The organism is Vreelandella andesensis (assembly GCF_003989795.1).
Lineage (GTDB): Bacteria > Pseudomonadota > Gammaproteobacteria > Pseudomonadales > Halomonadaceae > Vreelandella > Vreelandella andesensis.
In genome coordinates this window covers 118,634-140,439 of the sequence record NZ_RZHG01000015.1, presented here as the reverse complement: position 1 = coordinate 140,439, position 21,806 = coordinate 118,634, and the positions used below count along the sequence as shown (strand labels likewise).

Annotated in this window: 18 protein-coding genes, 1 tRNA gene and 2 pseudogenes; 13 read left to right on the top strand and 8 right to left on the bottom strand. The window is 52.2% G+C overall.

The window, feature by feature from the left end; translation table 11 throughout:
• A pseudogene (locus ELY33_RS07980) lies at positions 1-498 on the bottom strand (TonB-dependent receptor); the annotation flags it as partial.
• A 415-nt stretch (positions 499-913) separates the two neighbouring features.
• Here ELY33_RS07980 and ELY33_RS07975 point away from each other — a divergent pair.
• A pseudogene (locus tag ELY33_RS07975) lies at positions 914-1,177 on the top strand (transposase); the annotation flags it as partial.
• 447 nt (positions 1,178-1,624) lie between these two features.
• Here the strand turns inward: ELY33_RS07975 and ELY33_RS17840 are convergent.
• Together ELY33_RS17840 and ELY33_RS07970 are read right to left on the bottom strand one after the other, a co-directional pair.
• Positions 1,625-2,068, bottom strand: a complete 444-nt coding sequence (locus ELY33_RS17840) for a hypothetical protein (RefSeq protein WP_167470058.1) — start codon at positions 2,066-2,068, stop codon at positions 1,625-1,627.
• Positions 2,069-2,327: 259 nt separating this feature from the next.
• Positions 2,328-2,404: transfer RNA gene (locus ELY33_RS07970), tRNA-Met, on the bottom strand.
• Between the two features lie 276 nt (positions 2,405-2,680).
• On the opposite strand from ELY33_RS07970, the gene phbB reads away from it, so the two are divergent.
• Positions 2,681-3,427 (top strand): acetoacetyl-CoA reductase, encoded by a 747-nt coding sequence (gene phbB, locus ELY33_RS07965; protein WP_126946472.1) that lies wholly within the window; start codon positions 2,681-2,683, stop codon positions 3,425-3,427.
• 130 nt (positions 3,428-3,557) lie between these two features.
• On the opposite strand, the gene ELY33_RS07960 is transcribed toward phbB, so the two are convergent.
• Positions 3,558-6,365: a DUF349 domain-containing protein gene (locus ELY33_RS07960; protein WP_126946469.1), complete on the bottom strand. Its 2,808-nt coding sequence runs from the start codon at positions 6,363-6,365 to the stop codon at positions 3,558-3,560.
• Positions 6,366-6,547: 182 nt separating this feature from the next.
• Here ELY33_RS07960 and minC point away from each other — a divergent pair, with 182 nt between their 5' ends.
• The 4 genes from minC to sbcB all read left to right on the top strand — a co-directional run bounded on the left by minC (position 6,548) and on the right by sbcB (position 10,212).
• A complete protein-coding gene (minC, locus tag ELY33_RS07955; RefSeq protein WP_126946466.1) occupies positions 6,548-7,297 on the top strand; it encodes a septum site-determining protein MinC in 750 nt (249 codons plus the stop codon).
• A gap of 157 nt (positions 7,298-7,454) precedes the next feature.
• Positions 7,455-8,273, top strand: a complete 819-nt coding sequence (minD, locus tag ELY33_RS07950) for a septum site-determining protein MinD (protein ID WP_126946463.1) — start codon at positions 7,455-7,457, stop codon at positions 8,271-8,273.
• Positions 8,270-8,521 (top strand): cell division topological specificity factor MinE, encoded by a 252-nt coding sequence (gene minE, locus ELY33_RS07945; protein ID WP_009724071.1) that lies wholly within the window; start codon positions 8,270-8,272, stop codon positions 8,519-8,521. Before minD ends, minE begins: the two co-directional genes overlap by 4 nt.
• Positions 8,522-8,718: 197 nt before the next feature.
• Positions 8,719-10,212 (top strand): exodeoxyribonuclease I, encoded by a 1,494-nt coding sequence (sbcB, locus tag ELY33_RS07940; protein ID WP_126946460.1) that lies wholly within the window; start codon positions 8,719-8,721, stop codon positions 10,210-10,212.
• A 45-nt stretch (positions 10,213-10,257) separates the two neighbouring features.
• Here sbcB and ELY33_RS07935 read toward each other — a convergent pair whose 3' ends face one another.
• Both ELY33_RS07935 and ELY33_RS07930 read right to left on the bottom strand, forming a co-directional pair.
• Complete coding sequence (locus tag ELY33_RS07935; RefSeq protein WP_126946457.1) at positions 10,258-13,122, bottom strand: insulinase family protein; 2,865 nt, start codon at positions 13,120-13,122, stop codon at positions 10,258-10,260.
• Between the two features lie 8 nt (positions 13,123-13,130).
• Positions 13,131-13,808 carry an SOS response-associated peptidase gene (locus ELY33_RS07930; RefSeq protein ID WP_126946454.1) on the bottom strand — a complete coding sequence of 226 codons (678 nt, stop codon included), beginning with the start codon at positions 13,806-13,808 and terminating at the stop codon, positions 13,131-13,133.
• A 187-nt stretch (positions 13,809-13,995) separates the two neighbouring features.
• Between ELY33_RS07930 and ELY33_RS07925 the strand changes: the two genes are divergently transcribed.
• Entirely contained in the window at positions 13,996-14,610 is a 615-nt protein-coding gene (locus tag ELY33_RS07925; protein WP_126946451.1) for a TetR/AcrR family transcriptional regulator, read from the top strand.
• A gap of 14 nt (positions 14,611-14,624) precedes the next feature.
• A complete protein-coding gene (locus tag ELY33_RS07920; RefSeq protein WP_422822289.1) occupies positions 14,625-15,269 on the top strand; it encodes a 1-acyl-sn-glycerol-3-phosphate acyltransferase in 645 nt (214 codons plus the stop codon).
• A 14-nt stretch (positions 15,270-15,283) separates the two neighbouring features.
• Here the strand turns inward: ELY33_RS07920 and ELY33_RS07915 are convergent, their stop codons facing one another.
• Positions 15,284-16,558, bottom strand: a complete 1,275-nt coding sequence (locus tag ELY33_RS07915) for an HlyC/CorC family transporter (protein WP_126946445.1) — start codon at positions 16,556-16,558, stop codon at positions 15,284-15,286.
• Positions 16,559-16,677: 119 nt separating this feature from the next.
• Complete coding sequence (locus ELY33_RS07910) at positions 16,678-17,475, bottom strand: cytochrome C assembly family protein (RefSeq protein ID WP_126946442.1); 798 nt, start codon at positions 17,473-17,475, stop codon at positions 16,678-16,680.
• Positions 17,476-17,752: 277 nt separating this feature from the next.
• On the opposite strand from ELY33_RS07910, the gene ffh reads away from it, so the two are divergent.
• From ffh to rplS, 5 genes are all read left to right on the top strand, one after another.
• A complete protein-coding gene (gene ffh / locus ELY33_RS07905; RefSeq protein ID WP_126946439.1) occupies positions 17,753-19,171 on the top strand; it encodes a signal recognition particle protein in 1,419 nt (472 codons plus the stop codon).
• A gap of 290 nt (positions 19,172-19,461) precedes the next feature.
• Positions 19,462-19,710 (top strand): 30S ribosomal protein S16, encoded by a 249-nt coding sequence (gene rpsP, locus ELY33_RS07900; protein WP_009724081.1) that lies wholly within the window; start codon positions 19,462-19,464, stop codon positions 19,708-19,710.
• A gap of 73 nt (positions 19,711-19,783) precedes the next feature.
• Positions 19,784-20,329 (top strand): ribosome maturation factor RimM, encoded by a 546-nt coding sequence (rimM, locus tag ELY33_RS07895; RefSeq protein ID WP_126946436.1) that lies wholly within the window; start codon positions 19,784-19,786, stop codon positions 20,327-20,329.
• Between the two features lie 101 nt (positions 20,330-20,430).
• Positions 20,431-21,192, top strand: a complete 762-nt coding sequence (trmD, locus tag ELY33_RS07890) for a tRNA (guanosine(37)-N1)-methyltransferase TrmD (RefSeq protein ID WP_126946496.1) — start codon at positions 20,431-20,433, stop codon at positions 21,190-21,192.
• Positions 21,193-21,370: 178 nt separating this feature from the next.
• Complete coding sequence (rplS, locus tag ELY33_RS07885; protein WP_009724084.1) at positions 21,371-21,727, top strand: 50S ribosomal protein L19; 357 nt, start codon at positions 21,371-21,373, stop codon at positions 21,725-21,727.
• Positions 21,728-21,806 lie beyond the last annotated feature (79 nt).

Sequence of the window (21,806 nt, the reverse complement as noted above, 5' to 3'; positions counted from 1 at the left end):
ATTGATATAGCCTACGTCAGAAAGGAATTTACCAGCCTTTAGCGTCAGGTCGGCAGGCAGTTGCCGAGTGCTGAGGTAAGCTTCTTCCAGCTTGATATCGTCTTCGCTGAGGGAAACCACAGCCGTACCATTCACATAGTGGCTGCTGCCTTGCACAACAACTTCCGAATGCCCCAGGTTAAAGCCATCTTCCAGGGCGTGGGCATGGCCTACATGCCCGTGTCCGTGATCGTCATGCCCGTGATCATCGTGCCCACCATGGCCAAAACCGGCAGGGGAATGCGCTTCACCGGAAAAGCGGTTGTGGTAGATGCCTTCCAGGGTCAGTGAAATATCCAGGTTGAATTGCTGATCCTTGTGGCTGTTGTCAGCATGTTCGTGGCTACTGTGATCATGGTCGTGATGGTCGTGGCCCTGATGATTACCTGCGGCCCATGAAGGTGTTGCCATGAGCAGAGCGCTGGCGAGCGAAGTGAGCATAAAAGGAAAGCTAGGCATGCAAAAATTCCGGAGTGTTTTCAAAGAAAGGTTGTGGGGAAAGTTAGAGAACATAAATGTTATGTTATTACATAACTATTATCAACTGCACCTTGTCTTCTTCTTATCCTGCACCGATTCGGTTTTCTATGATCGTGACTAAGCTAAAGCATTATTAGTACATAGTGAGAGGCTTTGAGCCTGTATGTGTGAATACTAAATGCATCGAAGTAGCTTGCTTAGAACCGCGTCTTGACGTCTAGACTCCCGATTGAACATTACGTGCTTCTCGCATGCGAGATTCTATTGGTTGTTTGATATTTTTGGCTTGCGCTTAAAACAGACCAACCAACTTATGTTTAGCCAGCTTGGCGCGAAACGCCAGGGTGTCGGCTTTCGTAATTTCATCGACGAGTTTTTTACCGAATGCTGGCTTAAGCGAATATACGGCGACGCAGGTTATCTCGGCATGGAAAAATATCTGAGTGAAGATAACCATGATCCGAACACTCGGTGCTGTGCGGCTGCTAGGCGCGGCGCGATTAAGAAAATGAAAGGCAACCGGAAGAAAATGCTGCTGTTGGCCTTTGAAAAAGTTAAAGCCAGTATCCGTGCCAAGGTCGAGCACCCGTTTCACGTTATCGAGAACCTCTTCTGCTATCGCAAGGCTCGCTATAAAGGGCTAGCCAAGAATCAGGCCTAGCCAGCCGAAAGATAAGGCTTACAAGTACAAAGAGCCACTGGCAGTGGCTGAATGTTGATTGCTAAGGCAATGCTTGGGGCAAATTAAGCGCTTCAGTAGACCAGAGACGAATTGCTCAGCGTTTCCCCTAGGTGTTTTAGTTGGTGCCCAACAAGCGGGAGGGGCTATATGCCGTGTTCCTTGACATTGTAAACGATGTAAATGCTGACTTGGGTATGCTTTATTCGAGGCGAGAAGTCGTCTCCTGAAGTGGGTAGCATGATTGTTGGAGAGGCCTAGGGCGGCGATCCAAAGGCATTTGGACTCGATGTCGTTGCGCAACATTTGTCACTCATCGCCAGCGTTGCTAGGCCTCAGACCTTAATCTGTTACTTTTCTGTCTTGAATTTTGCTTTGCAATTGCCGCTCATACACATTGTACAGTAGTGCTCCCTGTCTTCGTGTTTAGTACCCTTGGCAATGACAATGCCGCAGTTGTTGCAAAGCAGAGTGCCAATGCCTTCTTCGACTTTCACAATTGCATGTTCGTAGTCCATAACGTGCTCCACGAAGCCCCCATCCTGCAAGAATGGGAAGTAATAGCGTGTCGGCGAAAGCCAACCCTTCTTTCATACCCCTTTTGACGGTGCTATCGAGCATCAGTTCAAATGCTGCGGGTTCCCGACATGTGGGTAGGCTCCTTTCGCTAACCTGGTAGTGCGGGATGATAACTTGCTCGGAACAGGTATAACCTTTAAAGCCATAGCTGTCGAAGTTCTTGTTCAGTGGTGTGCCTAAAAAAGCAGCATTTTGAGGCTCAATTGTAAGGGATGGCTGGTGAGCTTTTAGTTTTTTTAAATTACTGCTATTGGGGAAGAAATCAGCATAATTGAACGCTCCGAGCAGCATTTCTGCTTCCATGCGCTGTAAAAGCAGCTCTAGTATATTAAGGAGTCCAGATCTGAGGTTACTCATTAATTTGTATGTTTTTATGCAAGGGAGAGGTTTAAGAAGCTACTGGTGTCTGAAGGTCGCCGCTTTTTTCACCTACCGATAGGCATTTTTAAAAATAGGCACGGTGTGGGCACAATTTGGGCACAGAGCTTTTTGGAATGACAGGAATAAAAAAAGGCAGACCAGTAAGTGACTGATCTGCCTTTCAAAATATTGGTAGCGGGGACCGGATTTGAACCGATGACCTTCGGGTTATGAGCCCGACGAGCTACCAGACTGCTCCACCCCGCATCAACGTGTGGCGTATTCTACGCATTTTTTACGCTATGTCAACCCCGTATAGAAAACGTTTTAATGATAGTTTACGACCTTCATCTTGCTGCAACATTCGAAGAGTAAAGCTATGCTTACCATAGGAATAAAAAAAAGCTTACTGTCAGTATGTCGTTCAACTAACAACACGACGTGCTGAGAATACTGAAGCGCTAAGGCGCTTATTTAGAATGGCTTGTGACATCATAATAGCGATTAGCGTCCAAGCCATTTGTCATATCAGGGAGGTAGTCAATGGCCAATCAAGCCCCCGTCGCCTGGGTAACTGGTGGAACTGGTGGAATCGGAACGTCAATTTGTCATTCGTTGGCGGATGCAGGTTATTTAGTAGTCGCGGGGTATCACAATCCCGAGAAAGCTAAAACCTGGCTGGAAACCCAGCAAGCCGCCGGTTATGACAACATCGCGTTATCCGGTGTTGATCTTTCCGACCACAATGCCTGCCTAGAAGGCGCTCGTGAAATCCAAGAAAAATACGGGCCTATCAGTGTGTTGGTTAACTGCGCGGGTATCACTCGCGATGGCACCATGAAAAAGATGTCTTATGAGCAGTGGTATCAGGTGATCGATACCAACCTTAATAGCGTTTTCAACACGTGTCGCAGCGTTATTGAAATGATGTTGGAGCAAGGCTATGGCCGCATCATCAATATTTCTTCTATCAACGGTCGTAAAGGCCAGTTCGGTCAGGTGAACTATTCGGCTGCTAAAGCGGGTATGCATGGGTTGACCATGTCGTTGGCGCAAGAAACGGCAACAAAAGGTATTACGGTCAATACCGTATCGCCTGGCTACATTGCTACCGATATGATCATGAAAATTCCTGAACAGGTGCGTGAAGCCATTCGTGAAACCATTCCAGTGAAGCGTTACGGTACGCCGGAGGAAATTGGTCGCTTGGTAACGTTCTTGGCAGATAAAGAGTCAGGCTTTATTACCGGTGCCAATATTGATATTAACGGCGGTCAGTTCATGGGCTAATCGCCCAAACGATAGGTTGCTTTATTCACTAAGGTAAAGCATAAACGGGAGGCTAATCGCCTCCCGTTGCTGTTGGTGGGGTGTGAAGTACGTTTGTGAAGTACGTTTGTAAAGTACGTACACGAAGTGCTTAAGGATGTGGCATCCGCGCTAGACGACTAAATAGATGGTCAAGCTCTTCTGCCTCTTTACGCCACAGCGGGTCCGGCATAGGGCCAAGCGCCATCAGCGCTGCTAGTATGCTGATAATCTCATCTGGTCGATTACGCTCATTATTTATCCCTTCGTTTAGCCGCTCAACTTGAATTGCCAACCTGAGCGGTTCGTCGCGCTGTTTGACACTACCTAGCGCTAGCAAAGACAGATGCACTCTTAGGCGAGCCAATCCATCTTCCAATTCGGCAAGTTTTTCGTCAGAGAGGGGAATGGAGGTAGTTAACCGAGCATGATTGCGTTGCTGATGAGCCTCCGTGAAAATAGCAGGAAGATCCTCGCTCAATACCTCTTTCGCATCGATCTCGCGAGACTCTTCCCCTGCCAGCACCTGCTGATCAGCAGCAATGTGCGCGTTTATCAGCGGTAACGCGGTATGCCATTGCTGTACGGTATGAGCAATTTCCAGTTGGCTTAAACGCTCGCGTTTAGCTCTTACAATGCCGCTTATACGTCGCTGCATGCCGTCACTTCGCCGATTGCGCGGCAAAGGCTCAAGCCGACTAATGCTGTCTAGGTAGGCCTCAAGAGTCGCTGACTCTTTGGCTTGCGTTGGCTGCCAGCTATCCATTTCGTCAATCAGTGATTGAAGTTGATCAAGTGTCTGTTGCTGGCGTGTTACCTGCTCTTGTTTGTGGGCGACCCGCTGAGCAAATAGCTGATCGCAGGTATGACGAAAGGCTTTCCAGAGTGCTTGTTCTTCGCCTTTTGGGGCACGGCCCAGCGTGCGCCACTGTTGCTGTAGCTGCTTTGTTTGCGCGATGCGGGTATCTAGGGGCTGTTCGACATCATCTTGTAAGCTTTTTGCTTGGTCGATAAGTCTGCGTTTTTGGCTGGCGATCTGTTCTGCCCGCTGGTCAATAAGTGCCTGAAGGCGATGACGGATAGCCCCAAAGCGACGGCCAACGTTTTCTGACTGATCTCGAGGAACCGGAGAGTAGTGCCGCCACTGGTGGCGGGCCTTATCACGGATCTCGCGCAATACGTCAGGGTCGGCATCCTCCGCGGGCTGATCAAGTAACGTTTCAAGCTGTTCGCATAGCGCTTCACGACCTTTAAGATTGTCGTCACGCTCTTGATTGAGCTGCTCTCTCCAGGGAGCTAGGCGTTCGTGGATACGATCAGAAGCTGTGCGAAAGCGTGTTGACTGTTCGCGGTTCGCAGCGGCATCGCCAAGCGATTTCCACTCTTTCACTAATTGGCGATGATGACTGTCTAAAGCAGCGTCTGCCATGTGTTGATCGTCAGCCAGTGCCTCGATGCTGGCGCAGAGTTGCTCGCGTTTCGGGCCAGCCACAAAGCCGCGCCAATCACGAAGTTCTGCTAACCGTGCAGCTAATTGTTTTACGCGACCTTTTAGTGGCTTGGCTTCATCTCCCTTCAGCTCGTCGATGGATGGTCTGAGCCGTTGATAGAGACGGCTGGCGCTTTTAAAGGCGCCACGTTCTAACAAGTGTTCAAAGTTATCCACCTCGGCGCTAAGCGCGTTAAGCGACGCGATAGAGCTAGGTTTAGCAGAAACATCCGCTTCTTTTAACGCCTGTGCGTGTTTGAGTAGCTCTGGCGGTGTTAGGTGCTTGGGCCAAGCGCATTGTTTAACGTAGCTGGCAATGGCCGCGTTATCTTGGTTGGCAATGGCTGTTTCCATGTCCGGGCTGACGGCTTGCCAGCGCTGCCATGCTTCCATGCAGGCTTCATAGCGCTTTAGTGCCTGGCTGTAGCGATGTTGGATGCTGTCGCTAGGTGGATGTTGATCGGATAGGGATTGCCAGCGCTGGCTTAGCAGTTGGCGCTGTGCTCGCAGGCTATCGATATCCTGAACCGTCAGTTGCTCTGCATGTGACAGACCTTCTAATGTTTCTTCAAGGCCTTCAAGCAGTTGGTCGCGAGTACGCTCAATCTCTTCGCGATGGGCAATGCTTTGCAGGCGCGCTTGCTCTTGGGTCTCATGGTGATGCAGAGTTTTTCGGCAGCTAAGCGCGGCTTGGTGGAAACGTTGCTCTTGCGTCACGCTGGGGGGATGAGAAAGGCGTTGCCACTCGCGTTCCAAGTGACGGAAACGCCCGCCGTATAGTGGCTCCCAAGGCGCTTTGGCGTGCTGTTCAAGCTGTTTGAGCAAGTGCTCTCGCTGCGCCTGCTGTTCTGCTAGCCACTCAGCATCATTACGCAGTTGGGTGAGCTTTTCTCGCGCTTGACGAATGACTTGGCGATCACGACGCGCTTCTTTTAACAGTTTTTTGAGGTTTTCTTCACTCTCAATTCGTTGAGCCGCCTGATGGCGCACTGCCGCTACGCCGTTATGGCAAGCTTGGTGAACGAGGTCGCTTTCATCGGTTAATTGCTCTAGCGCGGTGAGCCGTAGGTTGAGATTATCGCCCTGAAGCGCAACGGCGTTGAGCAATCGAGGCTCCGTAAGTTCTGCCACAATGGCCTGCCGTTGTTGCAGATCGGTGTGACCTTGCGTGCCACACAAGCGCTGACAAATCGCGTTAAACCAAGCCTCGTCTTGACGATGCTCTGGTAACGTATTGACAAGCCCTGCTAAATCATCAAGGGCCAGCAGAGCAGCAAGTTGGATGTTACTTTCGCTATCCTGCGCCAATTGCTTTAGCGCGTGTTGCTGTTCTGGTTGTTGAGGGTCAAGCTGGTCGAGTGCCTTGAGGCGCACCTGGGGATCAGGGTGCTGCCACCGAGGTGCGAACAGGCGTCTTAACAGTCCGTGCATGGATCATCCTGCAGAGAGGTGCGTAGCGTGAAAAAAATCAACTACCGATGACAGACAGTTGCAGTCATCGGCGCTGTCGCTTAGCTTTGCTATAGGTGCTGTGATGATTAATACTTCTTCACAACACTCCGCGCGAGATTGCGCTACCTTTATCTTACCTGAACATGACATGGAGTTCGGCCATGAGCCTCAACGCCAATAGTGCCGACATTGCCTTCACCTTTAAAGGTGGCATGCTGCCAATGACCGTCATGGAATTGAGCAGCGCAGACCCAGAGCAAATACGAAGTCAGCTGGCTGGCAAGTTGTCACAATCCCCCGCGTTCTTTCAGCATACACCGGTTGTGCTGAGCGTGGAAAAACTCGATGAACCTCACTTGGCGCTTGAGCGTATTTGCGCAGTGTGTCGCGATCATAAATTACTACCGGTGGCCGTGCGTGGCGGCGCTGAACCAGTACGTCAGTCTGCCTGGGCATTAGGGCTAGGGTGGTTTGCCCCTGTTGAAGAAGGGCGGGCCAGGCTGTTAGAGAGCGTTGGTCCTGCCGCTGTTTCTGAAGATGCCGTTGAAGAGGTGGATGCCGCCGACCAGGAAATGGTTGCGGTAGCAACACGCTTATTTCGCGGTACGGTACGCTCAGGCCAACAGGTAAGCGCATCAGAAGGCGACCTGGTGGTGATTGGGGCAGTGAATGCAGGCGCTGAAGTGCTGGCGGCTGGTAGTATCCACGTTTATGGAGCGCTCCGTGGACGTGCCTTAGCGGGCATTCATGGAAATACCCAGGCGGGCATTTACTGCCGAGAACTAGAAGCAGAGCTCCTCTCTGTGGCAGGTAATTACAAGCGCTTAGAGGATATTGATTCTCAGCTACTTGGACGTGCTACAGAGGTGCACTTCACTCAAGAACAGCTAGAAATTAAGCCGCTGGGATAATTTAAACGCATGAGCGTGTGTTGGTGCTTAATGCCTAGCGACGTCGCAAGCGCTATACGTTACAGTGTGTCATGTTGTTGACATTGATGTTTCCGTTAGACGCAGTGCGACCCTTTAAATGCGCACGCGATGAACGACTTCAAGAAGGAAGTAACCCTTGGCCAAAATTATTGTAGTGACCTCCGGTAAAGGGGGGGTTGGTAAGACCACTAGCGCTGCCGCTATTTCAACAGGACTTGCCCTGCGTGGTAAAAAAACAGTTGTCATTGATTTCGACGTCGGTCTACGAAACCTTGATCTGATCATGGGGTGTGAGCGCCGCGTTGTTTACGACCTGGTGAACGTTATTCAAGGTGAGGCGGGGCTAAATCAGGCGCTCATTCGCGATAAACGCGTTGAAAACTTATTTATTCTTCCAGCCTCTCAAACGCGTGATAAAGATGCGCTGACCCAAGAAGGCGTTGAGCGGATACTGGAACAGCTCAAACAAGATTTTGACTTCATCTTGTGTGATTCTCCGGCAGGTATTGAGCGGGGTGCTCAGCTTGCTATGTACTTCGCCGATGAGGCGATCGTCGTCACGAATCCTGAAGTTTCCTCAGTACGCGATTCTGACCGCATTTTGGGGTTACTTGGCTCCAAGACGCGCCGCGCTGAACAAAGTTTGGATCCTGTTAAAGAACATTTGCTGATTACCCGCTATAACCCTTCCCGCGTAACTTCTGGGGATATGCTGACGCTTGACGATATTCGTGAAATTTTGTCTGTTGATTTGCTGGGCCTAATCCCTGAGTCCGAAGCGGTATTACGTGCATCGAACCAGGGTGTTCCCGTGACTCATGATGCGGCGAGCGATGCAGGTCAGGCGTATTCCGATACGGTTTCGCGCCTGTTAGGCGAAGATATGCCGCTACGCTTTCATGAAGTACAGCGTAGGGGATTGTTGAACCGTATGTTCGGGGGTGGTCGGCGATGAAATTGCTGGAGTTCTTGAAGCGTGAGCGCAAGAAATCCGCCTCGGTGGCTAAAGAGCGTTTACAAATTATCGTGGCACACCAGCGCGGCCAGCGTGGTCAGCCAGATTACATGCCGTTGCTCGAGCGCGAACTGTTGGAAGTCATTCGTCGTTATGTACAGGTCGATGACGATGCTATTCAAATTTCGCTTGATAGTGAAGACAACTGCTCAGTGTTGGAGCTAAACGTCACGCTGCCGAAAAGCTGACGTCTCCACACTGCTGCTGTGCGTCTATTCGCGCAGCACGGTTATTCGCTACTAACTATTCGCTACTAACCATCGCTACTAACTAATAGGGGCGGCGAGGAGCGTTGTGGGTGTGCTAGTCTTGGGCTTTTGAACTCACCTCTGCAAATGGTTCGTCGGTTTGTAGGTGGGAAGCTACGCTCAAGGAGATTTCACCAATGGCGCCACCTAATGCCGCCCCTGTCAGCTTTCTCTGGCATGACTATGAGACATTTGGTGCTGATCCGCGTCGTGATCGGCCTGCTCAGTTTGCCGCATTACGCACTGACGCCGAGCTTAATGAAATCGGTAAGCCGATTGAGCTGTATTGCAAGCCTGCCGATGACTACCTGCCGCACCCAGCGGCTTGCTTGATCACTGGTATTACACCGCAAAAAGCGCAGCGGAAAGGGCTGCCTGAAGGTGAGTTTGCCTGCCAAGTTCAACGCTATATGAGTGAACCTGGCACCTGCGTGGTGGGTTATAACAGCCTTCGTTTTGATGATGAAGTCTCCCGCCACTTGTTTTATCGTAACCTGCTCGATCCTTATTCTCGTGAATGGCAAAACGGCAATTCCCGTTGGGACTTGATCGATGTCGTGCGCGCGTTTTATGCCCTGCGCCCCGACGGTATTGAATGGCCGCAGCGGGAAGATGGTGCGCCTAGTTTCAGGCTTGAACACTTAACGGCGGCCAATAACATTGCCCACGAAGGCGCTCATGATGCGGTGGCGGATGTACGCGCCACCATTGCGCTGGCACGTTTGTTAAAAGCCCGGAACCCAAAGCTATTTGACTATTTGCTGGGCCTGCGCGGCAAGCGTGCAGTGGCTAAGCAGTTAGACTTACCCAGCGCTAAACCGCTTTTACACATTTCCCGCCGCTACCCGGCCAGCCGTGGCTGTAGTGCGCTAGTGATGCCGCTGGCCGAGCATCCAACGAACCCCAATGGCGTTATTGTCTACGATTTAAGCGTTGATCCTACTGATCTATTGGCCATGAGCGCTGAACAAATCCGAGAGCGTGTCTTCGTCAGTCAGCAGGATCTTTCTGAAGGTGAGGTGCGTATACCGCTGAAAGTGATCCATATTAATCGCTGCCCAGTGATTTTTCCGGCGACGGCGTTAAAAGACGTGGAGGGCCCGCATAAAGGCGAATACGGCGCGATTGTTGAGCGGTTAACTATCGATATTGATGTTTGTCGCAGCCATTGGAAAACGCTACGCGAGGCCAGCGGCGTGGCGCAAAAGGTAGCTGAGGTGTTTAATGCTGCTTACGAAGATGTTCCTCATGACCCTGATTTAATGCTCTATTCCGGCAGTTTTTTCTCTGCCGCTGACCGGCAACAGATGGAGCGAGCACTGGCAATGGATCCTTGGGATTTAGTCGGTCAGCGCTTTGCTTTTCAAGACCCGCGGTTGGAGGAAATGCTGTTTCGCTACCGTGCGCGCAGTTACCCAGAGACACTTGAGGGGGAAGAGCGGGAGCAGTGGGAAGCGTTTCGTTGGATGCGTATTAATGATCCGGCCTTGTCTGGCTTTACGCTGAAAGCGTTTGCTCGGGAAATAGAGCGTTATAATCAGCAAACTTTGTCGGATCGCGAACGCCAAGTGCTGGAAGAGCTAGTGATGTACGTGGAAGCAATGGTGCCGGCTCAGGCATTTGATGCCTGAGCTGGTGAGTTTAGTTAACTAAGTACTTATTTAGCTAATTAGCCCTTAGCGTGCGCCGGCTAGCGGCGCGCGTGCTTCTCGGTAGGGGGCGATATCACTCGGTGTATCGCCAGGGTTGTAACGAATATCCAGCTGGCGTGTTTGAAGGGTAGGCCATAGCGCCTGAAGTTCTTGCACGCTAACCTCTAGCGCCAGTGAGGCGAGCTGCTCACGGCGGTCAAAACGAACGTCGTCCAGTGCCGTGGCTTGCCAGTAGCGGTTCGCCATGCCTTGCAGGCTGGTGTCGCGTTGGGTGAGTCGAGCATGAATTGCTTGACGATGCGGCGCTAACTCTTCCTCGGTTAACGTATCCAGGCGCTCGCCTGCTGCTGCTATAAAGGCGTCCATTCGCTCGGCGATAGTAAGGCTCTTGACATCCGGCGACTGCACCACAAAGGCAATCCCTGGTGCTTCTAGCAGCGGTGAGTAGCCCGCATTGACAATATAGCCAAGCTGTTCCTCGGTACGCAGCTGCTGATAAAAGGGTGTATCCAGCCATTGAGCAAGAACAATGAGCCGTGCCTGCTCTTCAGCGGTTTCATCGCGGCCTTGTAAATAACGTAGCACGAGAGACTCCTCGCGGGTGCTGTCTGGGAGAAGCACGTCGGGTTCATTGCTCACCTGTAGCGGTACAAGTGCTGGGATATCCTCTCGCTTCAGGCGCGGCGATAAGGCGCCGCGAATTAAATTGGCCTGCTCACGCGCCAGTTCTTGATCCAAATTACCGACGGCCATTGCGTCGACGTAAAGCGCGTCTAAGAACCGCTTACGGAAGTTCTCTAAGTGGTGGCGCTCTAACCGCTGACTGGCGTTAAGTAATTCATTGGTCGACCATTGAGGCGTTAACAGCGCTTCGCCCAATGCGCGGCTTGCTTGACCATAAAGCGATGCTTGAGGGGCATTGCGCCATTCGCGCTGGTATTGATAGCGCACACGCTCAAAGGCACTGGGGGAAATTTCTGCGCGCTTAAGCTGCTCAATTGCCTGCTCTATCAGCGGCGTTTGACCGTCGCGCCAGCCTGAAAACGACAGCGTCATGCCACGCCCATGGGCATAGGCACTAAATGACTGGCCCGCTAACCGTGCTGGATACAATAACTCGTTTAGACTGTCATTTAACCAGCCTGCTAAGAGGCGTGTGAGTACGGCTTCTTCTGGCGAATAGCTGGCGCTGGGGTGCTGAAGGCTTACCCGCCATTCAACACTTGGGGTGTTGAAGCGGCTATCTTGCATATGCCATGCGGTAAACGAAGGTGCCTCAACCAACACGTCAGGCTGTTCATCTTGCCCTGCCTTGAGAGTAAGGTCACTGGCGATAAAGGGGTTGGGTTCAGGTAACGCTAGGCCGCCTAGTGCTTGCCCCGGCTGAGTGGGTGGTTGCTCTTTCCACGGGGTGTTGAACCAGGGTGAGACGGTATCGCTTTCTACGTCCGATGCAGAGTAGAAGCGCAGCATGTTGTCTGGCGTTAGTGCATCGAGATACACCTGCTGGCGCTCGCTATCCATACCATCCATCCGGTAAGGCGCATATTGCACATCATCCACCGGATAGCGAGAAAGGCTCATGGCTAAGCGAGTGGCTTCCTGCTGTGGTGCGCCATGCTGCTGAAAACGAAACGCTTGTTCACTGAGGTTTTTTTGTTCCTCATAGCGCCATTCAGCCAACCCTTCTTTGCGAATCTGCTCAATCGCAGCAAACAGCGTGGACTCAATATCATCCAGACGTTGCGCCCCAGCTGGCGTTAAGCTAATAGAGAGGGAGAACAGTGCCTCATTGCCGTCTCCTCGACCTACGCCCGCCGAAAGGGCATCCGCAAGGCCTGCCTTACGTAGCGCTGCCAGTAGGCTGCCGTCGCCTTCATCGCCAAGCAGGTGGGAAATCAGTTGCGTCGGCTTGGTACGGTATTCGTCGGTGGGGTCGGGAATCGGAAAATAGAAACGTAGCTGACGGCGATCCTGTAATGATTGGCGCTCAATGTAATGTGGCAGCGTGTCTGGATCAATCAGTGGCGCGTCGATGGTCGGAACGCTTAGGCCATTATCGGGAATGGGTGCAAAGTGTTCAACTACCAGCGCTTCAAGGGTATCGAGCGGCTGAGGGGCAACAATGGCCAAGTTCATGACGTTGGCATCATAGTGGCGGTGATAAAAATCAATCACTCGCTCACGCAAAGTGGCCTCGCCCGCAGGCGGGTTCGCCAGGGTTTCGTGGCTGCCCACGGCAAAGCCGGTGGTGGCATTGTCCGGGTTTAGTAACTGGTTCAGTACATCGTTTTCACGACGGGACTCATCACGAATGCGTGCCATGTACTCAGAGTGGACAATAGTACGCTCGCTTTCCAAACGATCAGCGTTAAACAGCGGTGAAAGGAAGAATTCGCTAAAGCGATCCAACGCGCCCGGCAACGCTGACGGCTCAATATCAAAAAAATAGTTGGTGTCTTGCTGGGCGGTAAACGCGTTGTGGGCGCCTGCATTATCAGAAATATAGCGCTGATAGGCATCGGCCTGAGGATACGGTTCGGTGCCTAAAAACAGCATATGTTCCAAAAAGTGAGCTAACCCCTGCAGATCGTCAGGGTCTTGGGCACTGCCTACACGAACGTTCATTGAGGCGGCGGCTTTGTCAGCATCGGGGTCGCTAACAAGTAATGCTTGAAGACCGTTTTCCAGCGTTAGTACGCGGTAATCGCGCTCGTCAAATGAGCTGACGATAGGCGTGATAGCGTCTTTTACAGGAGTGCTTTGGGCGAGTGCCGTATCTTGAGCAAAGGCGAAAGGGGGGACGCACCAAGCGACGCTAATCACGACGCCGAGGACAGCCTGCCGAGCAGTATAGCGGTTAGGCAGAGGTTTACTAGATCGCAACATTACGTTTCCTATGGCATAGCCCAGCGCAGCATCGGTCCCACCGGATGGGCGCAGGACGACGACTGGTGGGCAGGATTGTTCACTTGTTTTGATACCGGAAAAGCGCCCAACAGTTCCAATGGCGCAGGCATTAATAGCGCATTGAGCGCTTCAAGATCGGTCGTCGGATCCAGCCAGCGCATTAGCGCTTCAGGGGGAACGACAACGGGTAGACGATCAGTAAGAGAAGAAAGGCATACGTTGGCTGGCACGCTGATCAGCGCTGTTGAGTCAGTGAACGCCGTGAGCGTTGTATGGTAACGGCACCATAGAGCGCCCAATAATAGGGGGCCCCGATTAACGTGGGTAACTAAATAGGGCTGCTTACTGTGTGCTTGTATTTTCCAGACATAAAATCCGCTGACCGGAATGACGCAGCGGCGAGCACTAAATGCCTCACTAAACATGGCGCGTTGGTTAAGCGTTTCTGCTCTGGCGCAGTGGGGTGCGTGATCGAGAACTTTCAGCCAAGGAGGGGTCAGCCCCCAAAATAATGGCTGAAGCCGGAAGCGACCTTGCTCAAGTCGTATCGCCGATACAGGCTGGCGGGGCGCTAAGTTAGGAGACTCGATAAGTGGTTCAGTATCGTTAAGCGAGGGCACAAGGCGTGATAGCGTGAGGCGCTGCACGTGAAGGCGTCCTGTCATGCCTGTCTCCTTATGCGAAATGGGGGGAGTGAGCGTACAAAATGGCGGGATAGCGCAACAATCGGTTAAATGTCGTGTTTTAGTGTCGAAAACAGTGTTCGGTATAGGGTATCCTAGCGTATCCCTCGCTCACGCTAAAGCGCGATGAGGCATTCTTCCTGTTTGCCGTTGACCTTAAGAGATCGCCATGGCCCGTCCTAGACAGCATGCGCCCGATGCCCTCCACGCGCAGGTCATGCACGCTTGTGATGAGTGGTTGGCTAAGCAGCCAGTCCATGGTTTGTCACTACGTGCCCTAGCCAGAGAAGTGGGCTGCGCGCCGAGTACGCTGCTTAAATTATATGGCAGCTTCAATAACCTATTGCAGCACGTCAACGTTGAAACGCTGGCACGCTTACAGCATACCATTACTAGCCTGGCAGAGGACGACCCTGAACCTTGGTTGCGCTCGCTGGCGCTCGCTTATTGGCGTTTTGCAGAACAAGGCTGTTACCGCTGGCAGCTGTTGTTTGATTACCCCCTGGCCCAGGAGGGTGAGTTGGACCAGCGCCAGAGCGATTTGATTGAAGCGTTGTTCACGCAGGTAGAAACGTCGTTGAAGCAGTATCAGCCAGCGTTGGATGATCTTGAGTCGCGACGTCTTGGGCGCACCCTTTGGGGGAGCGTGCACGGTTTGGTTCAGCTTGGATTAAACGAGCGTCTAGGCTATTGGCAAGGCCAGCAGTTGAAGGTGGATGAATTACTGGATCAGCTAATGAGTACTGTGCTGGCTGGCCTGCGCCATCGGGAGGCGGCGACGTGACGTGGTGGTTGAAAATGGTTCGCTGTTCACTGCGTCGCGTTATTTATGTCGTTATGCGTCTGTGTTACCGGTTCTCCGTACATGGCCAAGAGAACGTGCCTAAACATGGTGCCGCCCTGGTGGTTTGTAACCACGTCAGTTTTATGGATGCATTAGTGTTAGGCGGTGGTAGCCCCAGGCCGCTGCGATTTGTGATGGATCAACCCATCTTTGAGTCTCGTTGGTTAAAGTGGTGGTTTCAGCTGGTGGGTGCGATTCCGATTGAGTCTGAACGACACAGCCCTGGTGCGTTGCGTCGAACGTTGGAAGACGTGAGCCAAGCGTTACGCCAAGGTGATGTCGTGATGGTATTTCCCGAGGGGCGTATCACCCCTGATGGCAATATCCATGGGTTCAGGCGAGGGCTTGAAGCCATTCTTGCTCGCGATAATGTGCCGGTGATTCCGGCTGGTTTAGCGGGACTTTGGGGCTCTTGGACATCACACCATGGTGGCAAAGCGCTCAAGAAGTGGCCATCGCGTTTCCGCGCGCCAGTCAGCTTACACTTCGGGCCGCCAGTATCTGTTCATGAAGCGGAAGATGTTGCACTGCGTCGCTATTTAGAGGCTCGTGTAAGGGCACTGAAGGCGGCGGGCGACAGTGAGATCGCCCGCCGTTAGGTTGTTAAGCTACGCTAGCGGCGTGCAAGGCGTAGCTTTTGCCAGCAGCGTGCAGAAGTGATTAGGTTGTCGCGGATTTCTAAGATTTCCATCCGCGTATTGCCAATCTGCAAACAGGCAGGCCCTTCCGGAAATGCCTCCAAATGCTCAAGGATTAAGCCGTTCAGGGTTTTAGGGCCGTCGGTAGGCAGTTGCCAGCCAAGCATTTTGTTGATTTCACGAATGTTGGCGGTGCCTTCAATGACATGGCTACCATCATCTTGTCGATGAATTTCTTCGTCTTCTGAGACGTCGGTGGTGAACTCTCCGACAATCTCTTCAAGAATATCCTCTAGCGTTACCAAGCCTTCCACGTCGCCGTACTCGTCAACCACAATGCCAATGCGACGCTTCTGCTTTTGGAAGTTCAGCAACTGTGTATGCAGTGGTGTGGATTCTGGGATGAAATACGGTTCCCGTGCTTCTTGAACAATCGCTGCTTTAGTGACTTCGCTACGCGATAAAAAGCGCGCTGCATTGCGTAGATGCAGCATACCAATAATATTGTTGATATCGCCTTTATACACCGGTAAGCGGGTATGTTGGCTGGTGCGGATCTGAGTCAGGATATCTTCCAGAGTATCGTCAAGGTCGATGCCAAGCACTTCGTGCCTGGGCACCATAATGTCGTTAACCGTGACGTTCTCTAGGTCAAGTATCGACAATAGCATGGCGCGGTGCCGGTAGGGGATCAGAGTGCCTGCCTCGTGAACGACGGTGCGTAATTCGTCGCGGGTTAAGCTGTCGCCTCCGTTCTCAACACTTTTGACGCCCATCAGTCGCAGCAGGCCATTTGAGATCACGTTGACTAGCCATACCAATGGGTAAAGAATTTTGAGCAGTGGCTCCAGGGCCAACGACGTAGGGTAGGCGATTCGCTCAGGCTTGATGGCCGCGTAGGTTTTAGGCGTAACTTCGGCAAAAATAAGGATCGTAATCGTTAGTAGTGCCGTAGAAATAGCGGGGCCTGAAACGTCACCGAAGAAGTGAATGGCAATGATGGTAGCAATCGATGCCGCTAAATTATTGACAAAATTATTGCCAATTAGGATGACGCCAATCAATCGATCAGGGCGCGTTAAAAGACGCATGACACGCTTGGCGCGGCGATCACCGCTGTTCGCTTGGTGGCTAAGTCGATAGCGGTTTATCGACATCATGCCTGTTTCAGAACTGGAGAAAAAGGCAGACAGCAATATCAGAATGGCTAGCAGGCCGAACAGTAACCCCAGGGGGAAGTCGTCGCTCAAGTCGAAAGTTCCTTTATAGCGTATTAGGCTCGATTTTTAGAAGCATGTGAGTGATCTGTCAAGACCACTATTATCAACGCCAAGTTTGCTCATTGCTTAATCATGCGATGAGTAAGTGCTTAGCGATTTAGCAAGATTTCCAGCACAAACTTGCTGCCAAAGTAAGCAAGCAAAAGCAGTGCACACCCGCCTAGCGTCCACCGCACGGCGCGCATGCCGCGCCAGCCAAAACGATAACGGCCCACTAAAAGCGTGGTGAAAATAATCCACGCTCCCAGCGACAGCACTGTTTTATGCACCAAGTGCTGAGCAAACATATTGTCGAGGAAAATGAGTCCGCTAATAATGGATAGTGTCAGCAGCACAATCCCCGACCACACCAGTTCAAACAGCACTCTTTCCATGGTCGTCAGCGGTGGTAACGATTGCACAATGCCACGAATATGGTGATGGCGCAGTGCTTGGTTCTGCAGGCCGACAAGTACCGCTTGAATCGCTGCAATCGCCAAGATAGCAAAGGCCAGCGCAGAACTAACGGCATGCAGTAAAATGCCAGGTGTTAAGCCGCTTTGGCTACCCTGACTAGGTAACCAGGTGGCAAATATAAGCGCGATACCCGCAAGGGGGAATAGCACAATGCCCGCATTGAGCACCGGCTTAAACAGGCTGGCGACGAGCACGACATTCACTGCCACTGCCATTAATAGCGTCGCGCTGGTAGTGAAGCCCGGCAGCAGCCCTGGGGCTGAGCTAACGAGCTCCACTACCACCGGGATATGCAGCAAAAGCCCAAGTGCACCTAACAAGCGAACCATGCCCTGGCGAGGGGGTACATGACGAAATAAGGTCATACCCTGCCAGATGGCAGCGGCAACATAGAGTATAAAAGCGATCGTGGCGAAAGGGAGCGCCTGCATGATGCTATCCGTGCGCCTAGCAGCGCGTTGTTGAAACCAGTGTTTTTGAAGCCAGTGTCGTTGAAACCAGAGCTTCTGAAATCAATGCTGTGAAAACCAGCGATGCTAAATCGTTCAAACTAGAACAGTCTGCCTACTATAACCAATCATAGCGACGTCGCACAGCCATCGATAACCAACGTTGACGACCATGGAGACTCGCGCAGCGAGCGCGTATAATCGTTTTTACATTCGTCTGGTGTGACCGCCCGGCGACAACGACGGAGGCAGAGGCCCCATGTTTCAGAATCTGAGTGAGCGTCTTTCCCAGACGTTGAAGTCGATCAAAGGCCAAGCGCGGCTGACTGATGACAACATTAAAGACACCCTGCGTGAGGTGCGTAAAGCACTGCTAGAGGCCGATGTTGCCTTGCCGGTGGTGAAAGCATTTATTGAGCGTGTTCGCGAACGTGCTGTTGGCCAGGAAGTCTCGAAGAGCCTCTCGCCAGGTCAGCAATTCGTTAAAATCGTCCAGCAAGAGCTGGAAGCGATTATGGGCGAAGCCAATGAAGGGTTATCCCTAAAAAGCTCGCCGGCGGTTGTGTTGATGGCTGGCTTGCAGGGGGCGGGTAAAACCACCTCTGTTGCCAAGCTGGCGCGTTACCTGCGCGAGCGTGAAAAGAAAAAAGTGCTGGTGGTTTCTGCCGATGTCTATCGTCCGGCGGCGATTGATCAGCTAGAGACGCTGGCAAAAGAAGTTCAGGTTGATTTCTTTCCGTCGCGTTCTGATCAGAAACCGGTAGATATTGCCACGGCGGCGATCAAGCACGCCAAAATTCAGTTCCATGATGTTGTGTTAGTGGATACTGCCGGGCGGCTTGCTATCGATGAAGCGATGATGGCTGAAATCCAAGCGCTGCATAAAGCTATTTCGCCGGACGAAACGCTGTTTGTAGTCGATGCCATGACCGGCCAAGATGCGGTAAATACGGCGAAAGCATTCCACGATGCGCTGCCGCTGACCGGGGTGATTCTCACCAAGGCTGATGGTGATGCCCGTGGCGGTGCGGCACTGTCGGTACGCCATATCACTGGCAAGCCCATTAAGTTCATGGGTGTTGGTGAAAAAGTAGACGCCCTTGAGCCTTTCCACCCAGATCGCGTGGCATCACGGATTCTGGGTATGGGCGATATGCTGTCGCTGATCGAAGAAGCCGAACGCACGGTGGATAAAGACAAAGCCGCCAAGTTGGCCAGTAAGGTCAAGAAAGGTGACGGTTTTGATCTGGAAGATTTTCGCGATCAGTTACAGCAGCTCAAAAAAATGGGTGGTATGGGTGGCTTACTTGGCAAGCTACCCGGCATGGGGCAAATGGCGGAAATGGCCCAAGGCCCCGGTCCGGAAAAAGAGCTTGGCAAGCTCGAAGCATTGATTAACTCAATGACGCCAAAAGAACGCCGCAAGCCCGATATTATTAACGGTTCGCGCAAGCGCCGTATTGCAGCGGGCGCTGGCCTGCAAGTGCCTGACTTGAATCGTCTGTTAAAACAGCATAAGCAGATGCAGAAAATGATGAAAAAGGCAGGCAAAAAAGGTGGGATGCAAAAAATGATGCGCGGCATGCCCGGTATGATGGGCGGCGGCGGGCCGAGTGGTCCTGGCGGCGCGGGTGGCATGGGCGGTATGGGCGGCCCAGGCGGTCTTCCTTGGCGTTAAGCCATCGTTAGCAATGTTGTAACGTGCTTGGGAAGGTTGACGGCCTAAGAGTTTTCTGGCTGCCAGGCTTTCCAAGCAGAGCGCATTTGCGTAGAATGCGGCCTCTTCATGCGTGGGTGTTGGCAAAAATGCGTAAGCATCGCTTTACTATCTGCCAGTGAAGATCCTGACGGTACGCAGCGAATCACTGATTTTGATCTGCAGTGCCGAGAAAATAGTATGACGAGTGTTCTGTTAGCGAACTGCGCTATTTCACACTCTCGTAACCTCAACCGAAGGATAGTTATCGTATGGTTACCATTCGTTTGGCACGTGGTGGCGCCAAAAAGCGTCCCTTTTATCACCTGACTGTTACTGATTCTCGCAACGCCCGTGATGGTCGTTTTATCGAGCGTATCGGCTTCTTCAACCCGGTTGCCCGTGGTCAAGAAGAGCGTCTACGCGTCGATCTTGAGCGTGTTACTCACTGGCAGAGCCAAGGCGCCCAGTTGTCTGGTCGTGTTGCTGAGCTGGTTAAAGAAGCGCGTAAACAGGCTTAAGTCTGTCAATACGTGCTTTTCAGTAAGTGATAGTAGGTGATGTTGTCGTTGTAATTTGTTGGAGCGGTCGTCGATGACGCGTTTTGAAACTAGCCATACAGACGACGCACATGTGGTGCTTGGTAAGCTAACCAGCCCTCACGGGATTAAAGGTTGGCTTAAGGTTTACTCCTATACCAATCCCATAGACAGCATCATGGAATACCCCGAATGGTGGGTGCGCCAAGGAGAATCCTTAACGTGCATGACCGTTATTCAGGGACGTCGGCAAGGCAAAGGTCTTGTGGTGCAACTGAAAGGTGTTGATGACCGAACGGCAGCCGAAGCGCTGGCGCAAACGGATATCGTGATGCCGAAAGAGGCACTGCCTACGCTTTCCGATGATGAGTATTACTGGCATGAGCTTGAAGGCTTAACTGTCTTTACTCAGTCAGGCGAGCGGTTAGGGCAAGTCAGTTACTTGTTTGAAACCGGCGCGAACGATGTCATGGTGGTACGCGGTGATAATGACGCAATCGATAAGCGTGAGCGGCTGTTACCCTTTTTGCCCGATGATGTAATTGTTGAAATCAGCCTCGAAGATGGCCGTATGGTCGTGAATTGGGATCCTGAATTTTGAAAACAGGGTTGAGCAAGCCGTTGTTAAGCGAGCTTACGGCAACTGATTCAACCGTTACTGAAGCAAACGGTGAAGAACGCAGTGTAACGGATGCTCCTGCGATGTGGATTGGTGTGGTATCGCTGTTCCCAGAGATGTTTGATGCGATTACCCAGCAAGGTGTGGTCGGTCGAGCGGTAGAGAAACAGCGAATTGCCCTGGAATTCTGGAACCCGCGTGACTACGCCACCGACCGTCATCGCAGCGTAGACGATCGCCCCTATGGTGGCGGCCCCGGTATGCTAATGAAGGTAGACACCCTGCGTGCTGCTATCTTTGATGCTCGGCAACGAGCAGAGCAGGCAACGGGACAATCGCCAACAGTGATCTACCTTTCGCCCCAAGGGCGCAAGCTGGATCAGCAGGGAGTTCAAGCGCTCGCCTCAGCTGGCCCGTTAGTCGTGGTTGCTGGGCGCTATGAAGGCATTGATGAGCGCGTGGTGGAAAGTGACATTGATGAAGAATGGTCAATTGGTGACTATGTGTTGAGCGGCGGTGAGCTGCCAGCAATGGTGCTAATTGACGCGGCGGCACGTTTGGTACCCGGTGTATTGGGCCACCAGGATTCCGCCATCGAAGACTCGTTCAATGATGGTCTATTGGACTGTCCGCACTATACCCGTCCTGAGATGATCGACGGGCGACAAGTGCCTGATGTGTTGTTAAGTGGTAATCATGCAGCTATCAAGCGCTGGCGGTTAAAGCAGTCATTAGGCCGGACATGGCAGCGTCGCCCTGATCTATTGGCGGGGCGCACACTGGACGCCGAGCAAAAGCGGCTTCTAAACGAGTTTATCGAGGAACACGCTCTGTCAACTAAGTAGATTGCATAGGACAGAGCGGCGGTGCAGGGCAGATAAGGTTGATAGTCGACTTGACAGTAAGCCTGCGTACCTGCGTCACCCATAACGACTCCCGCGAAGCTCGCTTCGAGCGCCGGGATCACGGTTTGCCCCTTCCACAACTGCGTGGCAAATCATTACGTTATTTAGGAGTATGAAAATGAGTAGCAAGAACAAGGTGATCCAGGCGATCGAATCCGAGCAAATGGGTAAAGAGATTCCGGCCTTTGCACCGGGCGACACTATTGTCGTTCAGGTTAAAGTAAAGGAAGGTACTCGTGAGCGTCTGCAGGCGTTTGAAGGTGTGGTTATCGGTAAGCGTAACCGTGGCCTGAACTCTGCTTTCACCGTGCGTAAAATCTCTCACGGTGTTGGTGTTGAGCGTACTTTCCAGACCTACAGCCCGTTGGTTGACTCGATTGAAGTCAAGCGCCGCGGTGACGTTCGTCAAGCCAAGCTGTACTACCTGCGCGAGCGCAGCGGTAAGTCAGCGCGTATCAAGGAAAAGCTGGCTTAACTGCCACTTTTTCACGGGCGCACGCTGTTTTGACATGCGTAGTGCTCGGATACCAAGACCCCGTCACCGCTTTGCGGTA